At 73.0% G+C, this 18205-nt stretch carries 18 protein-coding genes; 12 read left to right on the top strand and 6 right to left on the bottom strand.

What is annotated here, in order from left to right; genetic code table 11:
- Window positions 1-150 precede the first annotated feature (150 nt).
- Entirely contained in the window at window positions 151-1173 is a 1023-nt protein-coding gene (locus C7474_RS04475) for an LLM class flavin-dependent oxidoreductase (protein ID WP_121057711.1), read from the top strand.
- Between the two features lie 28 nt (window positions 1174-1201).
- Here C7474_RS04475 and C7474_RS04470 read toward each other — a convergent pair whose 3' ends face one another.
- Entirely contained in the window at window positions 1202-2515 is a 1314-nt protein-coding gene (locus tag C7474_RS04470) for an alpha/beta hydrolase (protein WP_121057710.1), read from the bottom strand.
- Between the two features lie 146 nt (window positions 2516-2661).
- On the opposite strand from C7474_RS04470, the gene C7474_RS04465 reads away from it, so the two are divergent.
- The 3 genes from C7474_RS04465 (at window position 2662) to cydB (ending at window position 5868) form a co-directional block, all read left to right on the top strand.
- Window positions 2662-3285: a helix-turn-helix transcriptional regulator gene (locus tag C7474_RS04465; protein ID WP_121057709.1), complete on the top strand. Its 624-nt coding sequence runs from the start codon at window positions 2662-2664 to the stop codon at window positions 3283-3285.
- 99 nt (window positions 3286-3384) lie between these two features.
- Window positions 3385-4827: a cytochrome ubiquinol oxidase subunit I gene (locus C7474_RS04460; protein ID WP_121057708.1), complete on the top strand. Its 1443-nt coding sequence runs from the start codon at window positions 3385-3387 to the stop codon at window positions 4825-4827.
- A 9-nt stretch (window positions 4828-4836) separates the two neighbouring features.
- Window positions 4837-5868: a cytochrome d ubiquinol oxidase subunit II gene (gene cydB / locus C7474_RS04455; protein WP_121057707.1), complete on the top strand. Its 1032-nt coding sequence runs from the start codon at window positions 4837-4839 to the stop codon at window positions 5866-5868.
- 39 nt (window positions 5869-5907) lie between these two features.
- On the opposite strand, the gene moaA is transcribed toward cydB, so the two are convergent.
- Complete coding sequence (moaA, locus tag C7474_RS04450) at window positions 5908-7011, bottom strand: GTP 3',8-cyclase MoaA (RefSeq protein WP_121057706.1); 1104 nt, start codon at window positions 7009-7011, stop codon at window positions 5908-5910.
- A gap of 155 nt (window positions 7012-7166) precedes the next feature.
- On the opposite strand from moaA, the gene cydD reads away from it, so the two are divergent.
- The gene (gene cydD / locus C7474_RS04445; RefSeq protein ID WP_121057705.1) at window positions 7167-8819 is read left to right on the top strand and encodes a thiol reductant ABC exporter subunit CydD; all 1653 of its coding nucleotides are present in this window, start codon (window positions 7167-7169) and stop codon (window positions 8817-8819) included.
- An 83-nt stretch (window positions 8820-8902) separates the two neighbouring features.
- Window positions 8903-10531: a thiol reductant ABC exporter subunit CydC gene (gene cydC / locus C7474_RS04440; protein WP_241965119.1), complete on the top strand. Its 1629-nt coding sequence runs from the start codon at window positions 8903-8905 to the stop codon at window positions 10529-10531.
- A gap of 479 nt (window positions 10532-11010) precedes the next feature.
- Here cydC and C7474_RS04435 read toward each other — a convergent pair whose 3' ends face one another.
- Genes C7474_RS04435 through C7474_RS04420 form a run of 4 tightly spaced genes read right to left on the bottom strand, consistent with a single transcriptional unit; the run spans window position 11011 to window position 14083 of the window.
- Entirely contained in the window at window positions 11011-12084 is a 1074-nt protein-coding gene (locus C7474_RS04435) for a sulfate/molybdate ABC transporter ATP-binding protein (protein WP_121057905.1), read from the bottom strand.
- Entirely contained in the window at window positions 12081-12899 is an 819-nt protein-coding gene (locus C7474_RS04430; RefSeq protein ID WP_121057703.1) for an ABC transporter permease, read from the bottom strand. The genes C7474_RS04435 and C7474_RS04430 overlap by 4 nt, the downstream gene beginning before the upstream one ends.
- Window positions 12896-13693 (bottom strand): molybdate ABC transporter substrate-binding protein, encoded by a 798-nt coding sequence (gene modA, locus C7474_RS04425; protein WP_121057702.1) that lies wholly within the window; start codon window positions 13691-13693, stop codon window positions 12896-12898. The genes C7474_RS04430 and modA overlap by 4 nt, the downstream gene beginning before the upstream one ends.
- A 3-nt stretch (window positions 13694-13696) precedes the next feature.
- Window positions 13697-14083: a TOBE domain-containing protein gene (locus tag C7474_RS04420; protein ID WP_121057701.1), complete on the bottom strand. Its 387-nt coding sequence runs from the start codon at window positions 14081-14083 to the stop codon at window positions 13697-13699.
- 135 nt (window positions 14084-14218) lie between these two features.
- On the opposite strand from C7474_RS04420, the gene C7474_RS04415 reads away from it, so the two are divergent.
- Genes C7474_RS04415 through C7474_RS04390 form a run of 6 tightly spaced genes read left to right on the top strand, consistent with a single transcriptional unit; the run spans window position 14219 to window position 18179 of the window.
- Window positions 14219-15373, top strand: coding sequence for a ThiF family adenylyltransferase (locus C7474_RS04415; protein ID WP_241965093.1), 1155 nt, complete (start codon window positions 14219-14221; stop codon window positions 15371-15373).
- Window positions 15370-16629: a molybdopterin molybdotransferase MoeA gene (locus C7474_RS04410; protein WP_422385780.1), complete on the top strand. Its 1260-nt coding sequence runs from the start codon at window positions 15370-15372 to the stop codon at window positions 16627-16629. The genes C7474_RS04415 and C7474_RS04410 overlap by 4 nt, the downstream gene beginning before the upstream one ends.
- On the top strand, window positions 16626-17096 hold the full coding sequence (gene moaC, locus C7474_RS04405) for a cyclic pyranopterin monophosphate synthase MoaC (protein ID WP_121057700.1): 471 nt from the start codon (window positions 16626-16628) through the stop codon (window positions 17094-17096). The genes C7474_RS04410 and moaC overlap by 4 nt, the downstream gene beginning before the upstream one ends.
- Window positions 17093-17683, top strand: a complete 591-nt coding sequence (mobA, locus tag C7474_RS04400) for a molybdenum cofactor guanylyltransferase (RefSeq protein ID WP_241965091.1) — start codon at window positions 17093-17095, stop codon at window positions 17681-17683. Before moaC ends, mobA begins: the two co-directional genes overlap by 4 nt.
- Window positions 17680-17946: a DUF6457 domain-containing protein gene (locus tag C7474_RS04395; protein ID WP_121057699.1), complete on the top strand. Its 267-nt coding sequence runs from the start codon at window positions 17680-17682 to the stop codon at window positions 17944-17946. Before mobA ends, C7474_RS04395 begins: the two co-directional genes overlap by 4 nt.
- Window positions 17946-18179: a MoaD/ThiS family protein gene (locus tag C7474_RS04390; protein WP_121057698.1), complete on the top strand. Its 234-nt coding sequence runs from the start codon at window positions 17946-17948 to the stop codon at window positions 18177-18179. Before C7474_RS04395 ends, C7474_RS04390 begins: the two co-directional genes overlap by 1 nt.
- Window positions 18180-18205: the final 26 nt, after the last annotated feature.

Raw genomic sequence — 18205 nt, 5'->3', positions numbered from 1 at the left:
GAGCAGCCGCCCCGCGAGTTCGCCGGGTCCGCGCCGAGTTCGCCGGCGAACTCGCGGCGGAACCGGCGAGCTCGCGCTCCGGGCGACGAACTCGCCGCCTCGGCATCCATTCAGCGGAATGAAACGAACGCGCGTACCGTTGCCCCCGACATGGAACGCTTCGGAACCCTCTCCTTCGGCCACTACGGCCCACTCGGCGGCGGGCGTCAGCTCACCGCCGCCGATTCGATGCTGCAGGCCATCGACCTCGCGCAGGGCATGGACGACCTCGGCGTGAACGGCATCGCGTTCCGGGTGCACCACTTCGCCCGGCAGCAGGCCTCGCCCATGCCGCTGCTGGCGGCGATCGCGGCGAAGACCGAGCGGATCGAGATGGGCACCGGCGTCATCGACATGCGCTACGAGAACCCGCTGTACCTCGCCGAGGAGGCAGCCGCGGTCGACCTCATCTCGGGCGGCCGACTCGCCCTCGGTGTGAGCCGCGGCTCACCCGAGACGGTCGTGCGCGGCTACGAGGCGTTCGGCTACACCGCCGAAGACCCGCGCGGCGCCGACCTCGCCCGTGACCACTTCGACCTGTTCTGGCGCGCCATCCACGGCGAAGGGCTCGCCGAGCGCGACGCCGACAGCCCGTTCGGCGCCGGCAGCGGCCTGCAGCAGATCGAGCCGCAGTCGCCGGGACTCCCCTCGCGCGTGTGGTGGGGCTCCGGCACCCGCGGCACGGCGGAGTGGGCGGGCCGCGAGGGACTGAACCTGATGTCGTCCACACTCGTCACCGAAGCCGACGGCCGTCCGTTCGACGTGCTGCAGGCCGAGCAGATCGCGGCGTTCCGCGCCGCGTGGGCCGAGGCGGGACACCCCGGCACCCCGCGTGTCTCGGTGAGCCGCTCGATCTTCCCGATCACGACCGCCGAAGACGAGATGTACTTCGGTCACAGCCAGGAGGGCGACGGCATCGGCTACATCGACGGGTTCCGCTCCACATTCGGCAAGACCTATGCGGCGGCACCCGACGTGCTCGTGGACCAGCTGAAGCAGGATGCCGCGATCGCCGCAGCCGACACGCTCATGCTCACGATCCCGTCGCAGCTGGGCGTCGCCTTCAATCTGCGGGTCGTGCAGTCCTTCGCCGAGCACGTGGCGCCCGCGCTGGGCTGGAAGCCCACGCGCTGAGCCAGATGCCGGCGCCACCGGCATCCGCTCAGCGCGCCGACAGCCCCAGGACGGGGTAGAGCACGGTGAAGCCCTCCTCGAGGCCCTTGGGGAGGGCGTCTCCGGTGTGACCGGCGCCGGGGACCTCGTACTGGGTGACCGTCATCCCGGCGGACTTCGCCGCGTTCGAGACCGTGACGGAGGCCGCCGAGAAGCCCGGGTCCTCCGAGCCGGCGGTGAACACGCCGGTCATCCCGTCATACGTGCCCTTCGGCGCCTTCGCCATGATGTTGACGGGCTTGGACGCCTCGAACGCCGACTGGCTCCCGCCGTACACGGTCGCGACGGTCTGATCGACGCGCTCCGAGCCGGGGTACTCCTCGCCGGAGACGTCGATGATGTTCTTCCACTTCTCGGGGAAGGTGGCGCCGTAGGTGATGGCGCACCCGCCGCCGTTGGAGTAGCCCGCGATGACCCAGTAGCGCGGGTCGTCGATGATGTGCAGGTTCTTCTTGGCCCAGGCCACGACGTCGGTGGTGATGTATGTGCGGGCGTTGCCGAACCCGACAGAGTCCGCGCATGCGGGGTCGTTCGCGCCGGGGTCGGCGCCGTCCTGCCCGAGCTGGTCGGCGACGATCGCGATCGGGGCGAGCCCGTTGTTCTTCGCCGCGAACTCGTCGAGTACGCCGGCGATGTAGCTGGGGTCGGGGCTGCCGGGCTGCCCCATCATCATGATCACGAGCGGCAGGGCGGGGGCGTCCGCGACCTGCGCGGCCGGCGGCAGGTAAATGCCGGCGTCGCGTGCGTCGAAGCCCGAGACGGTGCCCGGGATCTTCTGCGTGCCGACCGTACCCTTCGCGGGCATTCCGGCCGGAGCCTGCCACGACTGGTAGAGCGGCACGTCGGGGGTCGGCGCCGCCGTCATCGCACCGCCGTCGGGGAGGTCCAGTTCGTTCAGTCCGGAAATGCCGAAGATGCTGCCGAGCGTCGGAGTGAGGTCGTACCAGTCGTTGATGCCGACCCCTGCGCCGAGCAGGAAGACGGGAACGGCGAGGATCGAGACGATCTTGCGCCAGACGCGCGCCCCGAACAGCCCGCCGAGCGCGAATCCGGATGCCGCCAGCGCCGACCCGGCCCACACCAGCACCGCGAGCGGCAGCGGATCGCCGAACACGAGCGACACGTTGACGTAGACCCACACTGACGCCGCGATCGCGAAGCCCACGAGTGCGCCGACGATCGCCCACACCAGCGGCCGGCGGGTCCAGTGGCGGATGACGATGACGAGCAGCAGCGCGAGCGCCACGCCGTACACGATCCACGGCACCGGTCCGTCGATGACCTGCAGCCGCCAGATGTTCATCAGGCCCCCCTCCGCTGAGAACCTTACGGCTCGCACGCCTGGGAATCCGGCATCCGGCCGCTCTGGGAGCACTGTGCCGGGGGTGCGGAAGATCCCCTGTGTTCAGACCACTGGACGCACCGTGAAAAACGTGAATAATGAGTGGTATGACCTCAGGGCGACCGCTGACATACAGCGCCATTTCCAGCTACTCACGCGTCGAGATCCTCAATCGCATCCAGCGAAAGCCCCAGCGCACGGTCGCCGACATCGTCACCGCGACGGCCTTGCACCCCAACACGGTGCGCGAGCATCTGCAGCGCCTGATCGACGACGGGTACGTCGTCGCCGAGACCGAGCACCGCACCACCCGCGGTCGCCCCCGCGTGCTCTACAGCGCGGCCGACGGCCAGTCGACCTTCAGCGCGGTGCAGCAGCGCAAGGTGAAGGATGCCGCGCAGCGCGGCGACCTCATGCGGCGTGTTCTGCCCGGCGCTCCCCCCGAGCTCGAACCCGACGCCCTGCACCAGGTGGACGCGCTCGTCGAGGACCTCATCGACGCGGGCTTCGATCCGATCGTCGACGAGACGAACCTGACCGTCGACCTGACCCCGTGCGCGCAGGCCGAGGCGCAGGCCGAGCACCGCGACGTGCTCTGCGCCGTGCACCTCGGGCTCATGCAGGCGGTTCTCGCCCAGGCGGGCGGCCCGCTCGCACTCGACGGGATGCGCACGAGCTGCGATCCGCGGGACTGCGTCATTCAGCTGATGTTCGCCTCTCAGCGCGGCTGAACGACCGATTAAACACGGCCCGCGGGGCCTCGAAGACTGGAAGCGTCCTGTGTACCTTCAGTCACAAGGAAGACCCGCGCGACTGAGGGGTAAGAAAGCATGGAGTTCCTGGATCCGCTGATCCTCGCCCGCTGGCAGTTCGGCCTGACGACGCTCTACCACTACATCTTCGTGCCGCTGACGCTCGGAATGGGCCTGGTCGTCGCGATCTTCCAGACGGTGTGGCACCGCACCGGGGACGTGAAGTGGTTCCAGCTCACGCGCCTGTTCGGCGGCATGTTCCTCATCAACTTCGCGATGGGCGTCGTCACCGGCATCGTGCAGGAATTCCAGTTCGGAATGAACTGGTCGGCGTACTCGCGCTTCGTCGGCGACGTGTTCGGCGCCCCGCTCGCCTTCGAGGGGCTGCTCGCCTTCTTCCTCGAGGCGACGTTCCTGGGCCTGTGGATCTTCGGCTGGAACCGACTCCCCCGTGGACTGCACCTCGCGACGATCTGGGTCGCCTGGATCGGTGCGACCCTGTCGGCGTACTTCATCCTCGCCGCCAACTCGTTCATGCAGAATCCGGTGGGCTATCGGATGGCGGACGACGGCGGACGCGCGGAGCTCACCGACTTCTTCGCCGTGCTGACCAACCGCGTCGTACTCGCGACCTTCCCGCACACGATGTTCGCCGCGTTCATGTTCGCCGCGGCCGTCGTCATCGCCACCGCCGCCTGGCATCTGCGCCGCGCACAGCACGTCGAGAGCATGCGCAAGGCGCTGAAGTTCGGCCTCTGGTTCATGGTGGTCTCCTTCGCGGGCGTCGCCATCTCGGGTGACCTGCTGGGCCTGCAGATGGTCGCAACCCAGCCCATGAAGATGGCCGCCGCCGAGGCGCTCTACAACACGGCGTGCGGCGCCGACGCCTCGTTCTCGCTGTTCTCGATCGGCACGCCCGACGGCTCGAGCGAGATCTGGTCGTTGCGCGTCCCCTACCTGCTCTCGTTCCTGTCGACGCACACGCTCGACGGCTGCGTCGAGGGCATCAACGACCTCAACGCCCAGTACGCGGCGCAATGGCCGGAGTGGGCGCAGCAGCTCGGCGGCGAGGGCCTCAGCTTCGCCCCCACCATCTGGATCACCTACTGGTCGTTCCGCTGGATGATGGCCTTCGGCGGCGTCGCGGTGCTCATCGCGATCGTCGGCCTGTGGCTGACCCGCAAGAACGCCAAGCGTGAGGTCCCGCAGTGGGCGTGGCGCGTCGCGATCTGGTCGGCGCCGCTGCCGATGCTCGGCAGCCTCGTCGGATGGGTGTTCACCGAGATGGGCCGACAGCCCTGGATCGTGTTCGGCCTCATGCTCACCGAAGACGGCGTCTCGCCGAGTGTGCCCGGCTGGAACGTCCTCATCTCCCTCATCGCCTTCACCGCGATCTACGCGGTGCTCGCCGTGGTCGAGTTCAAACTCATCGTCAAGGCCGCCCAGAAGGGGCCCGAGGAGATCGCCCCGCCGGGCGAGAGATCGGATGACGACCACGACGCCCTGGCCACGGTCTACTAGGAGCACACGATGGATCTCGCGTACCTCTGGTTCTTCATCGTCGGCGTGCTGTTCGTCGGCTACTTCGTCCTCGACGGCTTCGACTTCGGCGTGGGCATGTCGCTGCCCTTCCTCGGCAAGACCGACCTCGCCCGCCGGCAGATCATCAACACGATCGGCCCTGTGTGGGATCTCAACGAGACGTGGGTCATCGTCGCCGGCGCGTGCCTGTTCGCCGCGTTCCCGGAGTGGTACGCGACCCTCTTCAGCGGGTTCTACCTGCCGCTGCTGCTGATCCTGCTCGCGCTCATCCTCCGCGGCGTCTCGTTCGAGTACCGTCATCGCGCCGAGGACGACGCCGCCCGCGGCCGCTTCGACTGGATGATCGTCATCGGATCGGCCGTGCCGGCGCTGCTGTGGGGCGTCGCCGTCGGCAACATCGTGCAGGGTGTGCCGCTGGATGCCGACCACGAGTTCACCGGGTCGCTCCTGACCCTGCTGAACCCGTACGGCCTCTGGGTCGGCGTGACGACGCTGCTGCTGTTCTTCCTGCACGGCGTGTACTTCATCGGTCTGAAGACCGACGGCGAGGTGCACGACGGGGCGCAGAAGCTCGGCAAGCAGCTGGCCATCCCGACGGTGATCTTCGCGGCGGGCTGCGTCGTGTGGACGATCGTCATCGCCGCGGGCCGCGAGGCACCGCTGCTGTGGGCCGTCATCGCCTGCGGCGTCATCGCGGCCGTCGCGCTGCTGGCATCGGTCGCGTTCAACTGGATCGACAAGGACGGCAAGGCGTTCGCCGCCGGTGCGATCACGATCGTCTTCGCGGTGCTGACGCTGTGGCTGGCCCTCTTCCCGTATGTGATGCCGGCCTCCAACGACATGGCGAACAGCCTCACGATCGAGAACGCGTCGAGCACCGACTACACCCTGACGATCATGAGCTGGGCGGCGCTGATCTTCCTGCCGCTCGTGCTGGCCTACCAGGCGTGGACGTACTGGGTTTTCCGCAAGCGCGTCACCCGCTCGTACATCGAGAAGGCCTCGGCCGTCGCCCACTGACCCGTACACGCCGATCGGCGGCGGCACGCGCTGCGCGTGTCAGCCGCCGATCGCGTTCATGCCGCGGGGCGGCTGCAGGAAGCCCGGGTCGTCGATCGCGTGGCCCGGCAGCTTGCCGGCGACGCAGTCGCGCAGGGCCGCGTCGAGGTCGGCATCCGCCGCGCCGGAGCGCAGCAGCGGCAGCACGTCGTACTCGTCGAGCGAGAACAGGCAGTTGCGCAGCTGACCGTCGGCGGTGAGGCGCAGCCGGTCGCAGGCACCGCAGAAGGGCGCGGTGACCGAGGCGATCACGCCGACGGATGCCGGCGTCCCGTCGGCCGTGGTCACCCCGGCGAGCTCGAACCGCTCGGCCGGCGCACCACCCCGGCCGGGGATCGGGTTGAGCGTCCACCGTGCCGCGAGCGCATCGAGGATCTCTTCGCGGGTGACCATCGACTGCCGGTCCCACGTGTGTCCGGCATCCAGGGGCATCTGCTCGATGAAGCGCATCTGCGCGCCGTGGTCGAGCGCGAACGCGACGAGGTCGGCGAGCTCGTCGTCGTTGACCCCGCGCATGGCGACGGCGTTGAGCTTTAGCGGGCGCAGGTCCGATGCGGCGGCCGCGGCGATCCCGGCACGCACGTCGTCGAGGCGGTCGCGGCGGGTGAGCGCCCGGAACCGCTCGCGGTCGAGCGTGTCGATCGAAATGTTCAAGCGCGACAGGCCGGCGTCCTGCAGCGCGGGCAGGAACTCCCCCAGGCGGATGCCGTTGGTGGTGAGGGCGACCTCGACGGGACCGCCCGGTCCGTCGAGTGCTGCGAGTCGGCGCACGACGTCGACGATGTCGGCGCGCAGCAGCGGCTCGCCGCCGGTGAGCCGGAAGGTGGTGATGCCCGCGGATGCCGCGACCTGCGCGATCCGCACGATCTCGTCGGTCGAGAGGATGCTGCTCTTCGCGAGCCACTCGTTGCCCTGCTCGGGCATGCAGTAGGTGCAGCGCAGCGAGCACCGGTCGGTGAGCGAGATGCGCAGGTCGCGGTGCACGCGGCCGAACCGGTCGACGAGGGCACCGGCATCCGCCCCCCGCACCCGCGGCGAAGGCGCAGCGGCACCCGCCGCGGACGCGCCGGGGCGCCGCGTGAGCGTGATGTTCTGCGCCGGCATGGTCCGAGGCTACCCGCGCCCCGGTCGGGCGGGGCCGGATGCGTCGTTCCGGGTCGCCGCCGCTCCGCTCCCGGAGCCGCCGCCCACCTGCAGTGACGCTGAAAGTCACGGCCCGCGGACCCGACCCCCGAGCGCCCGGATGGCAAGATCGAAGCATGGCCTCGACGGATCCGCCCCCTGCGCGCCGGTTCTCCGGCCCGGTCGATCCGAGACTGCTGCGCTACGCCGCGGCCTCGCGCGGGTTCTTCGTGGCGATCGCCGGGATCGGGTTCCTGCAGACCTGTGTCATCGTCGCGTTCGCGTGGCTGGTCACCCAGGCGGTCGTGACCGCGATCGCCGGCGGCGACCTCATGCCGATCGTGCTGCCGCTGGCCGGGGTCGTGGCCCTGCGGGCCGCGCTCATCTGGCTGCGCGAACTCGTCGCCGCCCGCGCCGCCGCACGCGTGCAGGGACAGCTGCGTGCGCAGCTCGTCGCCGCGGTCGACCGCCTCGGCCCGGGCTGGCTCGCCGGCGGCAACACCGCCCAGCTCGCCGTGACCGCCGGGCGCGGGCTCGGCGCGCTCGACGCCTACTTCGGGCGCTACCTGCCGCAGCTCGCGCAGACGGCGATCGCGACACCGATCCTCGTGCTCGTCATGTGGTGGATGGACTGGATCTCGGGCGTCACGGTGCTCGTGACCCTGCCACTCATCCCCCTGTTCATGGTGCTGATCGGCCTCGCGACGCGCACCGTGCAGCAGAAGCAGTGGGAGACGCTCCGCCACCTCGCCGCCCGCTTCGCCGACACCGTGCGCGGCCTGTCGACCCTCAAGGTCTTCGGACGTCAGCACCGCGCCGTCGCCTCGATCCAGCGCGTCACCGACACCTACCGCCGCGAGACCATGCGGGTGCTGCGCGTGTCGTTCCTGTCGGGCTTCGCCCTGGAGTTCCTCGCCTCGATCTCGGTCGCGATCGTCGCCGTGACCATCGGCTTCCGCCTCATCGACGGGTCGCTGGGCCTCGCGGTCGGCCTGTTCGTGCTGCTCCTCGCCCCGGAGGCCTACCTCCCGGTGCGTCAGGTCGGCGTGCAGTTCCACGCGGCCGCCGAGGGCGTGGCCGCGACCGACGACGTGTTCGCGGTGCTCGATGCCGCGCGCACCGCGCCCGAGCGCCGCACCGCGCCGGCCCCCGCATCCGGCGAGCTCGTCGTGAGCGGGCTGCGCGTGCACCGCGGCGAGCGCGTGCTGCCGCCCGTGTCGTTCACGGCGGCACCGGGCGAGGTCGTGCTCGTGCGGGGACCGAGCGGCGCCGGAAAGACGAGCCTGCTCGCCGCGCTCCGCGGCGCGGCCGACCACGACGGTTCGGCGACCTACGGCGGCACGCCCGTCGCCACCCTCGACCCGTCGCGCTGGCTCGCGTGGGCGGGGCAGCAGCCCGGACTCGTGTCGGGGACGGTCGCCGACAACGTCACGATGGGCGACGCCGAACCGGATGCCGCGCTCGTCGCTCGTGCCCTCGACCTCGCCGAAGCCGACGGCATCGACGCGCACCGGGAGCTCGGGGTGCTCGGCGCGGGGCTCAGCGGCGGGCAGGCGCAGCGCGTCGCGGTGGCCCGCGCGTTCTACCGGCACCTGCGGGGGCTCGGACCGGTGATCGCGCTCGACGAGCCCAGTGCCGCGCTCGACGCCGAGACGGAGTCCACGCTGTGGCGGTCGGTACGCACCCTCGCCGACGGCGGCGCGGCCGTCGTGCTCGTCTCGCACCGTGTCAGCGCCGCGCAGATCGCCGATCGCGTCGTCGAGATCGTCCCCGTGGAGGTGACCGCATGAGCGCCGTCTCGTCCCCGTCGGGGGTCGCCGACCGCCGTGTCGCGCCCGGCGCCGTGAGCGCACGCGACGTGCTGCGGGGCGCCATGCCCTCGTGGCGTCGCTTCTGGCCGGGGGCGGCATCCGCGTTCCTGTCGGAGGCGTCCGCGGTCGCCCTCCTCGCCGTCAGCGCCTGGCTCATCGTGCGCGCGTCTGAGCAGCCGGCCGTGATGTACATCACGGCCGCCGTCGTCGGGGTCCGCGCGTTCGCGCTGTCGCGTGCGGTGTTCCGCTACCTCGAACGGCTGACGAGCCACGATGCGGCGCTGCGTCAGCTCGCGACCAGCCGCACCGACATGGTGCGACGCCTCATCCCGCCGGCGCCCGACGGTCTCGCTCGCACCCGCGGCGGATCGGTGCTCGGCTCGCTCGTCGACGACGTCGACGAGCTGCAGAACCTGCCGCTGCGCGTCGTGCTGCCGCTCGTGTCGTCGGCGGCCGTGGCGCTGGGCGCCGTCGTGTTCGTCGCGTTCGTCTGGTGGCCCGCGGCTCTCACCCTGCTCGCGTGCCTGGTCGTCGCGGCCGTCGCCGCGACCGCGTGGGGCTGGGTCTCGGGCGCCCGGGCCGAACGGGCGATCGCGCCGCTGCGGGGCCGACTCGCGGATGCCGTGCTCGACCACCTGGGCAGCCTCGACGTGCTCGTCGCGTGCGGCGCCGTCGAGACCAGCGCGGGCCGCATCCGCGCCGCCGACGAGCAGCTGCGCCGCGCCGTCACCCGCCGCGCCACCGCGCAGGCGGCCACCTCGGCCGTCGTCTCGCTGCTGGCCGGAGCGGCGACACTGTTGGCGGTGCTCGTCGCGGCGCCCGGCGTCGTCGGCGGCGCTCTCGACGGGCCTGCCCTCGCCGTCGTCGTGCTGGTGCCGATGGCGGTGTTCGAGGTGTTCGCGGCCGTGCCGCTGGCCGCCTCGTCGTGGCGACAGGTGCGCGCCGCCGCGGAGCGGATCGCCGACGCCGTGCCGGCCCACGACTCCTCCGATCCCACCGGCGAGCTGCGCGCCGCGACCGGCGTCGCACCGGCTCTCGGCGACGGCCTCCGCCTGCGTGGCCTGACGGCGAGCTGGCCCGGGGGCGAGCACGCCTCACTGCACGGCATCGACCTCGACGTGCGGCCCGGCGAGCGCCTGCTGGTCGTCGGCACGAGCGGCGCCGGCAAGACCACGCTCGCGCACGTGCTCGTGCGGTTCCTCGCGGCCGACGGCGAGTACACGATCGGCGGGGTGCCGGTCGCGTCGCTGGCCGCCGACGACGTGCGACTCACCGTGGGCCTGTGCGAGCAGCATCCGATGCTCTTCGACGAGGACATCCGCCAGAACCTGCTCTTCGCCCGCGACACCGCGGCCGACGACGAACTGTCCGCAGTGCTCGAGCGCGTCGGCCTCGGCCCGTGGCTGCGCGAGCGCGGCGGACTGTCCGCGCGCGTCGGCGAACGCGGCGCGCTGGTCTCGGGCGGTCAGGCGCAGCGCATCGCGCTGGCCCGCGGCATCCTGCACGGCTTCCCGGTGCTCGTGCTCGACGAGCCGACCGCCGGCGTCGACGCCGACGCCTCCGATGCCCTGCTCACCGACCTGCTCTCCGCCGTCGGCCCCGACCAGGCCGTCGTGCTCATCTCGCACGTGCAGGTGCCCCCGGCGCTGGTCGACCGGGTGGTCCGGCTGGAGCACGGCGCGCTGGTGTGACGCCGCGCCGCCTGTCGCGGCGTGTTACGCGAGTGGCCACCTGCGACCACCGCATCGTGCCGTTCGTGTGACGCGCGCCCGGGGCATGTCACACGAACGGCCGCCCCAGCCGCCGCGACGCGCCATTCGTGTGACACGACCGCGCGGGTGTCCCATGGATTGCCGCGCGAACCCCGGAGAGACGGCCGTTCGTGTGACACGCGACCGCGACAGCCGCCTCGACAGCGAACCGCACCACGGATGCCGACACCCGCATCCACAGCCGCCTTTACGGCCCATGTCCCACGAACGGCGGCCTCTCCACGCGCTGAAGAGCACATCGCGTGACACACCCCGTGGGCATGTCACACGAACGGCCACCCCCAGCCACCGCAACCCGCCATTCGTGTGACATGCCCACGGCAGGTGTCACACGAACGGCCGCCCCCAGCCGCCGCAGCCCACCATTCGTGTGACATGCGCCGCGACGGCGCCGCGACTCAGGTCACCAGCAGGCGCACGGCGCGCGGGTCGACGCGCAGCCGCACCGGGCGGCCCACCGCGAACGCGTGCGCGGCGATGTCGTCGAGCGAGACGTCGGCGGCGAGGTCGGGTTCGCTGGTGTGCAGTCGTGCGCCCGACGGGGTCGGCTCGATCCGCACGATGCGGGTGAGCCACTCCCCCGCCGCCGGCTGCGGCGCGAGGCGCAGCGCGGCCGTCCACGACGACTCGGCGACGGGTTCCACCGTGATCGCGTCGGGCCGCACGAGCGCGACGGCGCTTCCCTCGGGCACGCCGGATGCCGGCACCGACAGTGCCCCGCCCGTCCAGATGCCCGCGGCCACCTGTCCCTCGACCCTCCCGATCCCGGCGGCGGCGGCGCCGAAGCGGGTGCGGGGACGCTCGAGCACGTCGCGCACGGAGCCTTCCTGGCCGACGCGGCCGTGCTCGACGAGCACCAGGCGGCTCGCGAGTCCGGCGGCGTCGACGGCGTCGTGGGTCACGAGCAGCGTGGTGGTGTGGGTCGTGCCGAGTTGCGCGGCCAGCACGGTGCGCACGTCAGAGGCGGTCTCGGGGTCGAGTGCGGTGAGCGGCTCGTCGAGCAGCAGCACCGACGGCCGGGTCGCGAGCGCGCGAGCCAGGGCGATGCGCTGCTGCTGACCTCCCGACAGCTCCCGCGGGCGGTGGTCGCCGGCGCCCGGAAGCCCGATGCGCCACAACCACTCGTCGGCCTCGCCGAGCGCGACCGCGCGTGCGCTCCCCTGCGCCCGCGGCCCGAAGGCGATGTTCTCCCGCGCCGTGAGATGCGGGAACAGGTGCGGATCCTGCCCGAGCAGCACGACTCCGCGCCGCTGCGGAGGCACCGTCCGACGCCGCGCCGACAGCTCGCGGCCATCGAGGCGGACGTACCCGTCCCGCAGCGGCACGAGGCCGGCGATCGCCGCCAGCAGCGACGACTTGCCCGCGCCGCTGGGACCCATGATCGCGACGGTCTCCCCCCGCGCGGCCGACACGGCGACGTCGATCGCCAGCGCGCCGCGCCGCAGCACAGCGTGCACGTCGAGCCCGCTCATCGCACCCCCGCCACGCCGGGTCGCCACGCCCGCACGAGCAGCAGCACCGCGACTGCCGTTATCAGCAGCAGCAGCGACAGCCCCACGGCGGTGCCCTGCGAGACCCCGGCGCCGTTGAAGGCGGTGTAGATCGCGAGCGGCATCGTCTGGGTGACGCCGGGTGCGTTGCCGGCGAACAGGGCGGTCGCCCCGAACTCCCCGACCGCACGGGCGAAGCACAGCACGGTCCCGGCGATGAGTCCGGGCGTCGCGAGCGGCAGGGTGACGCGCCACAGAATGCGCCAGCGGCCGGCGCCGAGCGCGGCCGCGGCCTGCTCGTACCCGACCCCGGTGGTGCGCAGCGCCCCCTCGAGCGCCAGCACGAGGAACGGGAGGGCGACGAAGGTCTGGGCCAGCACGACGGCGGCGGTCGTGAACGGCACACGGATGCCGATCTCGGCGAGTGCGGGCCCGAGCCACCCGGTGCGCCCGAACAGGAACAGCAGCGCGACGCCGCCGACCATCGGCGGCAGCACGAGCGGGACGGTGACCGCGGCGCGCAGGACGGCGGCGGTGCGGGCACCCGCGCGCGCGATCGCCAGGGCCAGCGGAACGCCGAGCAGGAGGCACACCACGGTGGCGCTGAGCCCGGTGAGCAGCGAGAGCCCCAGCGCCGACAGCGCGTCGGGTGAGGTGACGTCTCGCCACAGCGTCGCCCATTCCACCCGCCCGACGAGGGCGGCCAGCGGCACGACCAACAGCGCGAGGGCGAGGACGGCGGGCACGAGCAGGATCTGCGGCACGAAGCCGCGATCGCCGCGCCGTCCGCTGATCACGGCGCGCCGAATCCGAGCGCGGACAGCACGCTGCGCCCGTCGTCGGAGCGCACGAACGCGACGAAAGCCGCCGCGGCGGCGGGGTTCGCGGCGCCGGCGAGCGCCGCGATCGGGTAGCGGTTGACCACGGCGCCTGCTCCCTCCGTCGGCACGGTCTCGACGTCGTCGGTCGTGGCGGCATCCGTCACGTAGACGAGGCCGGCATCCGCCTCGCCGGCGGCCACCTTCGCGAGCACTGCGGTGACGTTCTGTTCGAGGCTGTCCACGCTCGCGGAGATCCCGGCGTTCTGCAGCAGCGTCGCCGACGCCGCACCGCAGGGCACCTCGGGCGCGCAGAGCACGATCGTGCGGTCGGGGTCGGCGAGGTCGTCGAGACCCGTGATCCCGGCGGGGTTTCCGGCAGGCACGACGAGGGTGAGGGTGTTCGTCGCGAACAGCGCGGGGTCCGGGGCGAGGCCGGCGTCGGTCACCTTCTGCATGTTCTTCTCGTCGGCCGAGGCGAAGACGTCGGCGGGCGCGCCCTCGATGAGCTGGGTCGCGAGCGTCGACGATCCGTCGTACGTGACGGGCCGCACGTCGAGTTGCGGATGCTGCGCCTCGAACTGCGTGGCGAGTTCGTCGAACGCGGACTTCAGCGACGCCGCAGCGTACACGGTGAGCTCACCGTTCAGCTCCGCCGAGGCCTCCGGAGACGGCGCTGCGGACGACCCGGAAGAGTCGGCGGCCCCCGACGCGCACGAGGTCAGCAGGAGCAGGGCAGCAGCTGAGAGCGCCGCGAGACGGAGGGTGCGCATGACTCACTCCTTCGAGGTCTCGACGATGACGTTCGTGGCCTTGACGATCGCCGTGGCCCGCGAGCCGACCTCGAGTCCGAGCTCGGCGACGGCCTCGGCCGACAGCAGGGAGACGACACGGTGGGGGCCGGCCTGGATGTCGACCTGCGCCATCACACCGTCGACCTGTACGCGCGTGACGAGGCCGGCGAACCGGTTGCGGGCGCTCGTGCGCCCGTCGGATGCCGGCGACTCCGCGAGGCGCACGGCGTGCGCGGCGAGGTCGGGTCCCGCGATCTCGGCGGGGCTCGCTCCCGTGACCGGCAGCACCCCCTGGTCGACCCAGCGCCGTACCGTGTCGTCACTGACGCCGAGCAGCCGGGCGGCCTCAGCGATACGGAATGCGGTCATTCGGCGAATCTATCACCGCCTTCTCGGCAGAAGGGTCCCGAATACACCGCATCTGCGGAATCACCCTCGCCTCGGCACGCGGCCCTGGGCGCCGCGGCCGGACCTCGCTCCCCGGAGCCGGGGTAGCCTGGCGGCGTGCCCCTGCCTCCCCTCGTCGACCCCGTCGCCACGCTCAGCGACGCCGAGCTCCGGCGCACCGCGCGTCACGCGTCCCTGTCCGGATTGGGTGAGGTCGGCCAGCGCCGTCTCGCTGCGGCGCACGTCGCGATCGTCGGTGCGGGCGGACTCGGCTCCCCCGTCGTGCTCGCCCTCGCGGCCGCAGGTGTCGGCACGCTCACGGTCATCGACGACGACGTCGTGGAGGCCGCCAACCTGCAGCGCCAGGTGCTGCACCGTCACGCCGACATCGGCGCCGACAAAGTCGACTCGGCCGTCCGCGCCTCGGCGGACCTGTCCCCCGAGACCCGCGTCGTCACCGTGCGGGAGCGGCTGGATGCGGCATCCGCCGCACGCATTCTCACCGGCGCCGATCTCGTCGTCGACACGAGCGACACCCTTGCCACCCGCGCCGACGTCGCGGCGGCCGCCGAGGAGCTCGGCCTGCCGGTCGTGTGGGGCGTCGTCCAGGAGTTCCACGCCCAGGTGACGGTGTTCTGGTCGGCGCCTCCGACCGGTCACGCCCCCGTGCGCCTGGCCGATCTGCACGACCCGGCGACCGCCGGCGAGCCACCCTCGTGCGCCGCCGTCGGGGTGCTCGGCGCGCTGTGCCTGCAGGTGGGGGGCCTTCTCGCGGTCGAGGCGATCAAGCTCATCGCCGGCATCGGCGAGTCCCTGCTCGGACGTGTCCTCGTCATCGACGCCCTGCGCGGGACCCAGCGCGAGGTTCCGCTGCGCGGCGCCGCGGATGCGGTGCCCGCCGCGCCCGCCCCGCACGCCGTGACCGCTGCGCCCACTTCACCGCCCTCCGCGCCGCCCGCCGCCGCATCCGCACCCCGCCCGACGCTCATCGCCGAGCTGACGGTGGCCCAGATGCTCGAAGCGCAGGAGGCGGGTGCGACCCTGCTCGACGTGCGCGAGCCGTGGGAGACGCAGTCCGGCATCGTCGCGGGGTCGGTCGTCGTGCCGCTGCAGGAGTTCCTCGCCGACCCGGGGCAGCTCGGTGACGACGAGCCCGTCGTCGTGATCTGCGCCCACGGCGTACGCGCCCGTCACGCCGCCATGGCGCTGCGCGCCCGCGGCGTCGACGCATCGATCCTCGCGGGCGGTCTCGCCGCCTGGACGCAGGGCTGAGCGTGCCCGGCGACCTCCGCACGGTCGAGGAGCAACTGGCCGACGTGCTCGCCGCCGTCCGTCCCCTCGACGCGGTGCGGATGCCGGCGGCCGACGCCCTCGGCGCCACGCTGCGCGAGCCGGTGCGCGCCGCCGTCGACATCCCGGTGTTCGACAACTCCGCGATGGACGGGTTCGCCGTGCGTCACGCCGACGTCGCCGGCGCCCGCCCCGACGCACCGGTCGCACTCCGCGTGGTCGCCGACCTCCCCGCCGGCAGCGCGGACGACCCCCCTCTGCGGCCCGGGGAGGCGGCGCGGATCATGACCGGCGCGCCGGTCCCCGCCGACGCCGACGCCATCGTGCCGTTCGAGGCGACGGTCGGCGGTCTCGCCGATTCGCTGACCACGGTGACCGTGCGGGAGGCGCCGAACGGCGTGGGGGCGCACATCCGGCGGGCGGGCGACGACCTGCGTGCCGGCGACGTCGTGCTCGCGCCCGGCGTCCGGCTGGACGCGTTCCAGGTCGCCGCCGTCGCGGCGGCCGGCGTCGCCGACGTCGTCGTCGCGCGCCGACCGCGGGTGGCCGTCATCTCCACGGGCAGTGAACTCGTCGCCGCGGGCGCCCCGCTGCGGCGCGGCCAGATCCCGGAGTCCAACGGCATCCTGCTGGCCGGGCTCGTCGCCGACGCCGGGGGCGAGGTCGTCGCCCGCCTCAGCGTCGACGACGAGGGCGGCGCCCTGCGCGACGCGCTCGCGGGCCTCACCGGCGGCGCGCCCGAACGGCGGCCCGACATGGTCGTGTTCTCCGGCGGGGTGAGCGCGGGCGCGTTCGAGGTCGTCCGCATCGAACTGGCCGGCACGATGACGTTCAGCCGCGTCGCCATGCAGCCCGGCAAACCCCAGGGCTTCGGGGTGCTGCCCGACGGCACGCTGCTGTTCGGATTGCCGGGCAACCCGGTGAGCGCGGCGGTCTCGTTCGAGGTGTTCGTGCGCCCCGCCCTGCTGCGCATGCAGGGACGCGCGCGCGTGCAGCGCCCGGTGCTGCGGGTACCCGCCGCGGTCGGCTGGCGCACCCCGCCGGGGCGCCGCCAGTACCTCCCCGCCGTCGTCGACGACGCGCTGACGGTGCGCCCCGCCACCGCCGGCGGCTCGGGATCGCATCTGGCCGGCGGCCTCGGCCGCGCGCACGCCCTCGCGATCGTCCCCGCCGAGACGGAGGCGGTCGCGCCCGGCGACCTCGTGGACGTCGTGCTGCTGGAAGGATGGGGCGCATGAGCTTCACCCACCTCGACGCCGCCGGACACGCCCGCATGGTCGACGTGACCGAGAAGCAGCCCACCGTGCGCGCCGCGACGGCCGCCGGCTTCGTGCGGTGCGCCCCCGCGGTCGTCGCGGCCCTGCGTGACGGCGCGGTGCCCAAGGGTGACGTGCTCGCCGTCGCGCGGATCGCGGGCATCCAGGCGGCCAAGCGCACCCCCGAGCTGCTCCCTCTCGCCCATGTCATCGGCGTCCACGGCGCCGTCGTCGACCTGGCCGTCACCGACGACGGGGTGGAGATCACCGCGACCGTGCGCACCGCCGATCGCACCGGCGTCGAGATGGAGGCCCTCACCGCCGTGTCGGTCGCGGCGCTCGCGATCGTCGACATGGTCAAGGCGCTCGACAAGGCGACGTCGATCGAGAACGTGCGCATCACCGCGAAGACCGGCGGCAAGTCGGGCGATTGGACGCGCCCCGAGTGACCGGGGCGATCCTGCTCGCCGGCGGCCGCGGGTCGCGGATGGACGGCGCCGACAAGCCGGGGATCGACCTCGGCGGCGGCACGCTGCTGCAGCGCGCGCGGGAAGCGGTGTCGGGCTGTTTCCCCGTCGTCGCGGTGGGCGAGCCGACGGATGCCGTCACCGGCGTCATCTGGACGCGCGAGGATCCGCCCTTCACGGGCCCGGCCGCCGCGGTCGTCGCCGCCCTCGCGGCCACCGATCCCGCCGGCGATCCGGAGTGGACCTACGTGCTCGCGTGCGACCTGCCCGGGGTCGCCGCCGCCGTCACCCGCCTCGAGAACGACGTGCCGCTCTTCCCCGCCGACACCGAGGGCGTGTGCCTGGGCACCGGCTCGTCGCGGCCGCAGTGGCTCATCGGGGCGTACCGCACCGCGGCGCTGCGGCGCGCGGCGGCCGCGCTGCCGGACGCCGGGCGCGACGCCGCGATGCGGACCCTGCTCGACGACCTCGCCGTGGCCGTCATCGCCGCACCCGACGACGAGACCGCCGACATCGACACGTGGGACGATCTGGCGCGAGCGCGCCGAACGGAGGAACCGGCATCATGAGCGAGCGCACCCTGCCCCCCGAGGCCCTGGACGAGTGGGCAGCCGCCCTGAAGGCGGAGTTGGGGCTGCCCGACGACCTGCCGGTCGCCCTCATCCTCGATCTCGCGCGCGACGTCGCGACCGGCGTGGCCCGTCCCGCGGCACCGCTGAGCGCGTTCGCGGCCGGCCTCGCCGCCGGACGCGCGGGCGGCTCCGCCGACGACGTCGCCGCAGCCGTCGCGGCGATCACGGCCCGCGCCGCGTCGTGGGAGGGCGCGCCCTGATGGCCCGGGTTCGCTACTTCGCCGCCGCGGAGGAGTTTGCCGGCCGCGCCGAGGAGCAGCGCGTCGAGCCCGACCTCGGCGCGCTCCGCACGGCGCTGGCCGCGGAGTACCCATCGCTCGGCGACATCCTGCCCCGCTGCGCCGTGCTCGTCGACGGGCGACGCACCGCCGACGCCGCCCCGCTCGCATCCGACACGCTCGTCGACGTGCTGCCGCCGTTCGCCGGGGGCTGACGCACCCGGCCCGGCAGGGCCCCGCC

Origin of the sequence: Microbacterium telephonicum, assembly GCF_003651225.1 — a bacterium.
In the GTDB taxonomy this organism is placed as follows: domain Bacteria; phylum Actinomycetota; class Actinomycetes; order Actinomycetales; family Microbacteriaceae; genus Microbacterium; species Microbacterium telephonicum.
The sequence above is the reverse complement of the archived record's forward strand: the minus strand, read 5'-3'. Positions and strand labels throughout refer to the sequence as shown.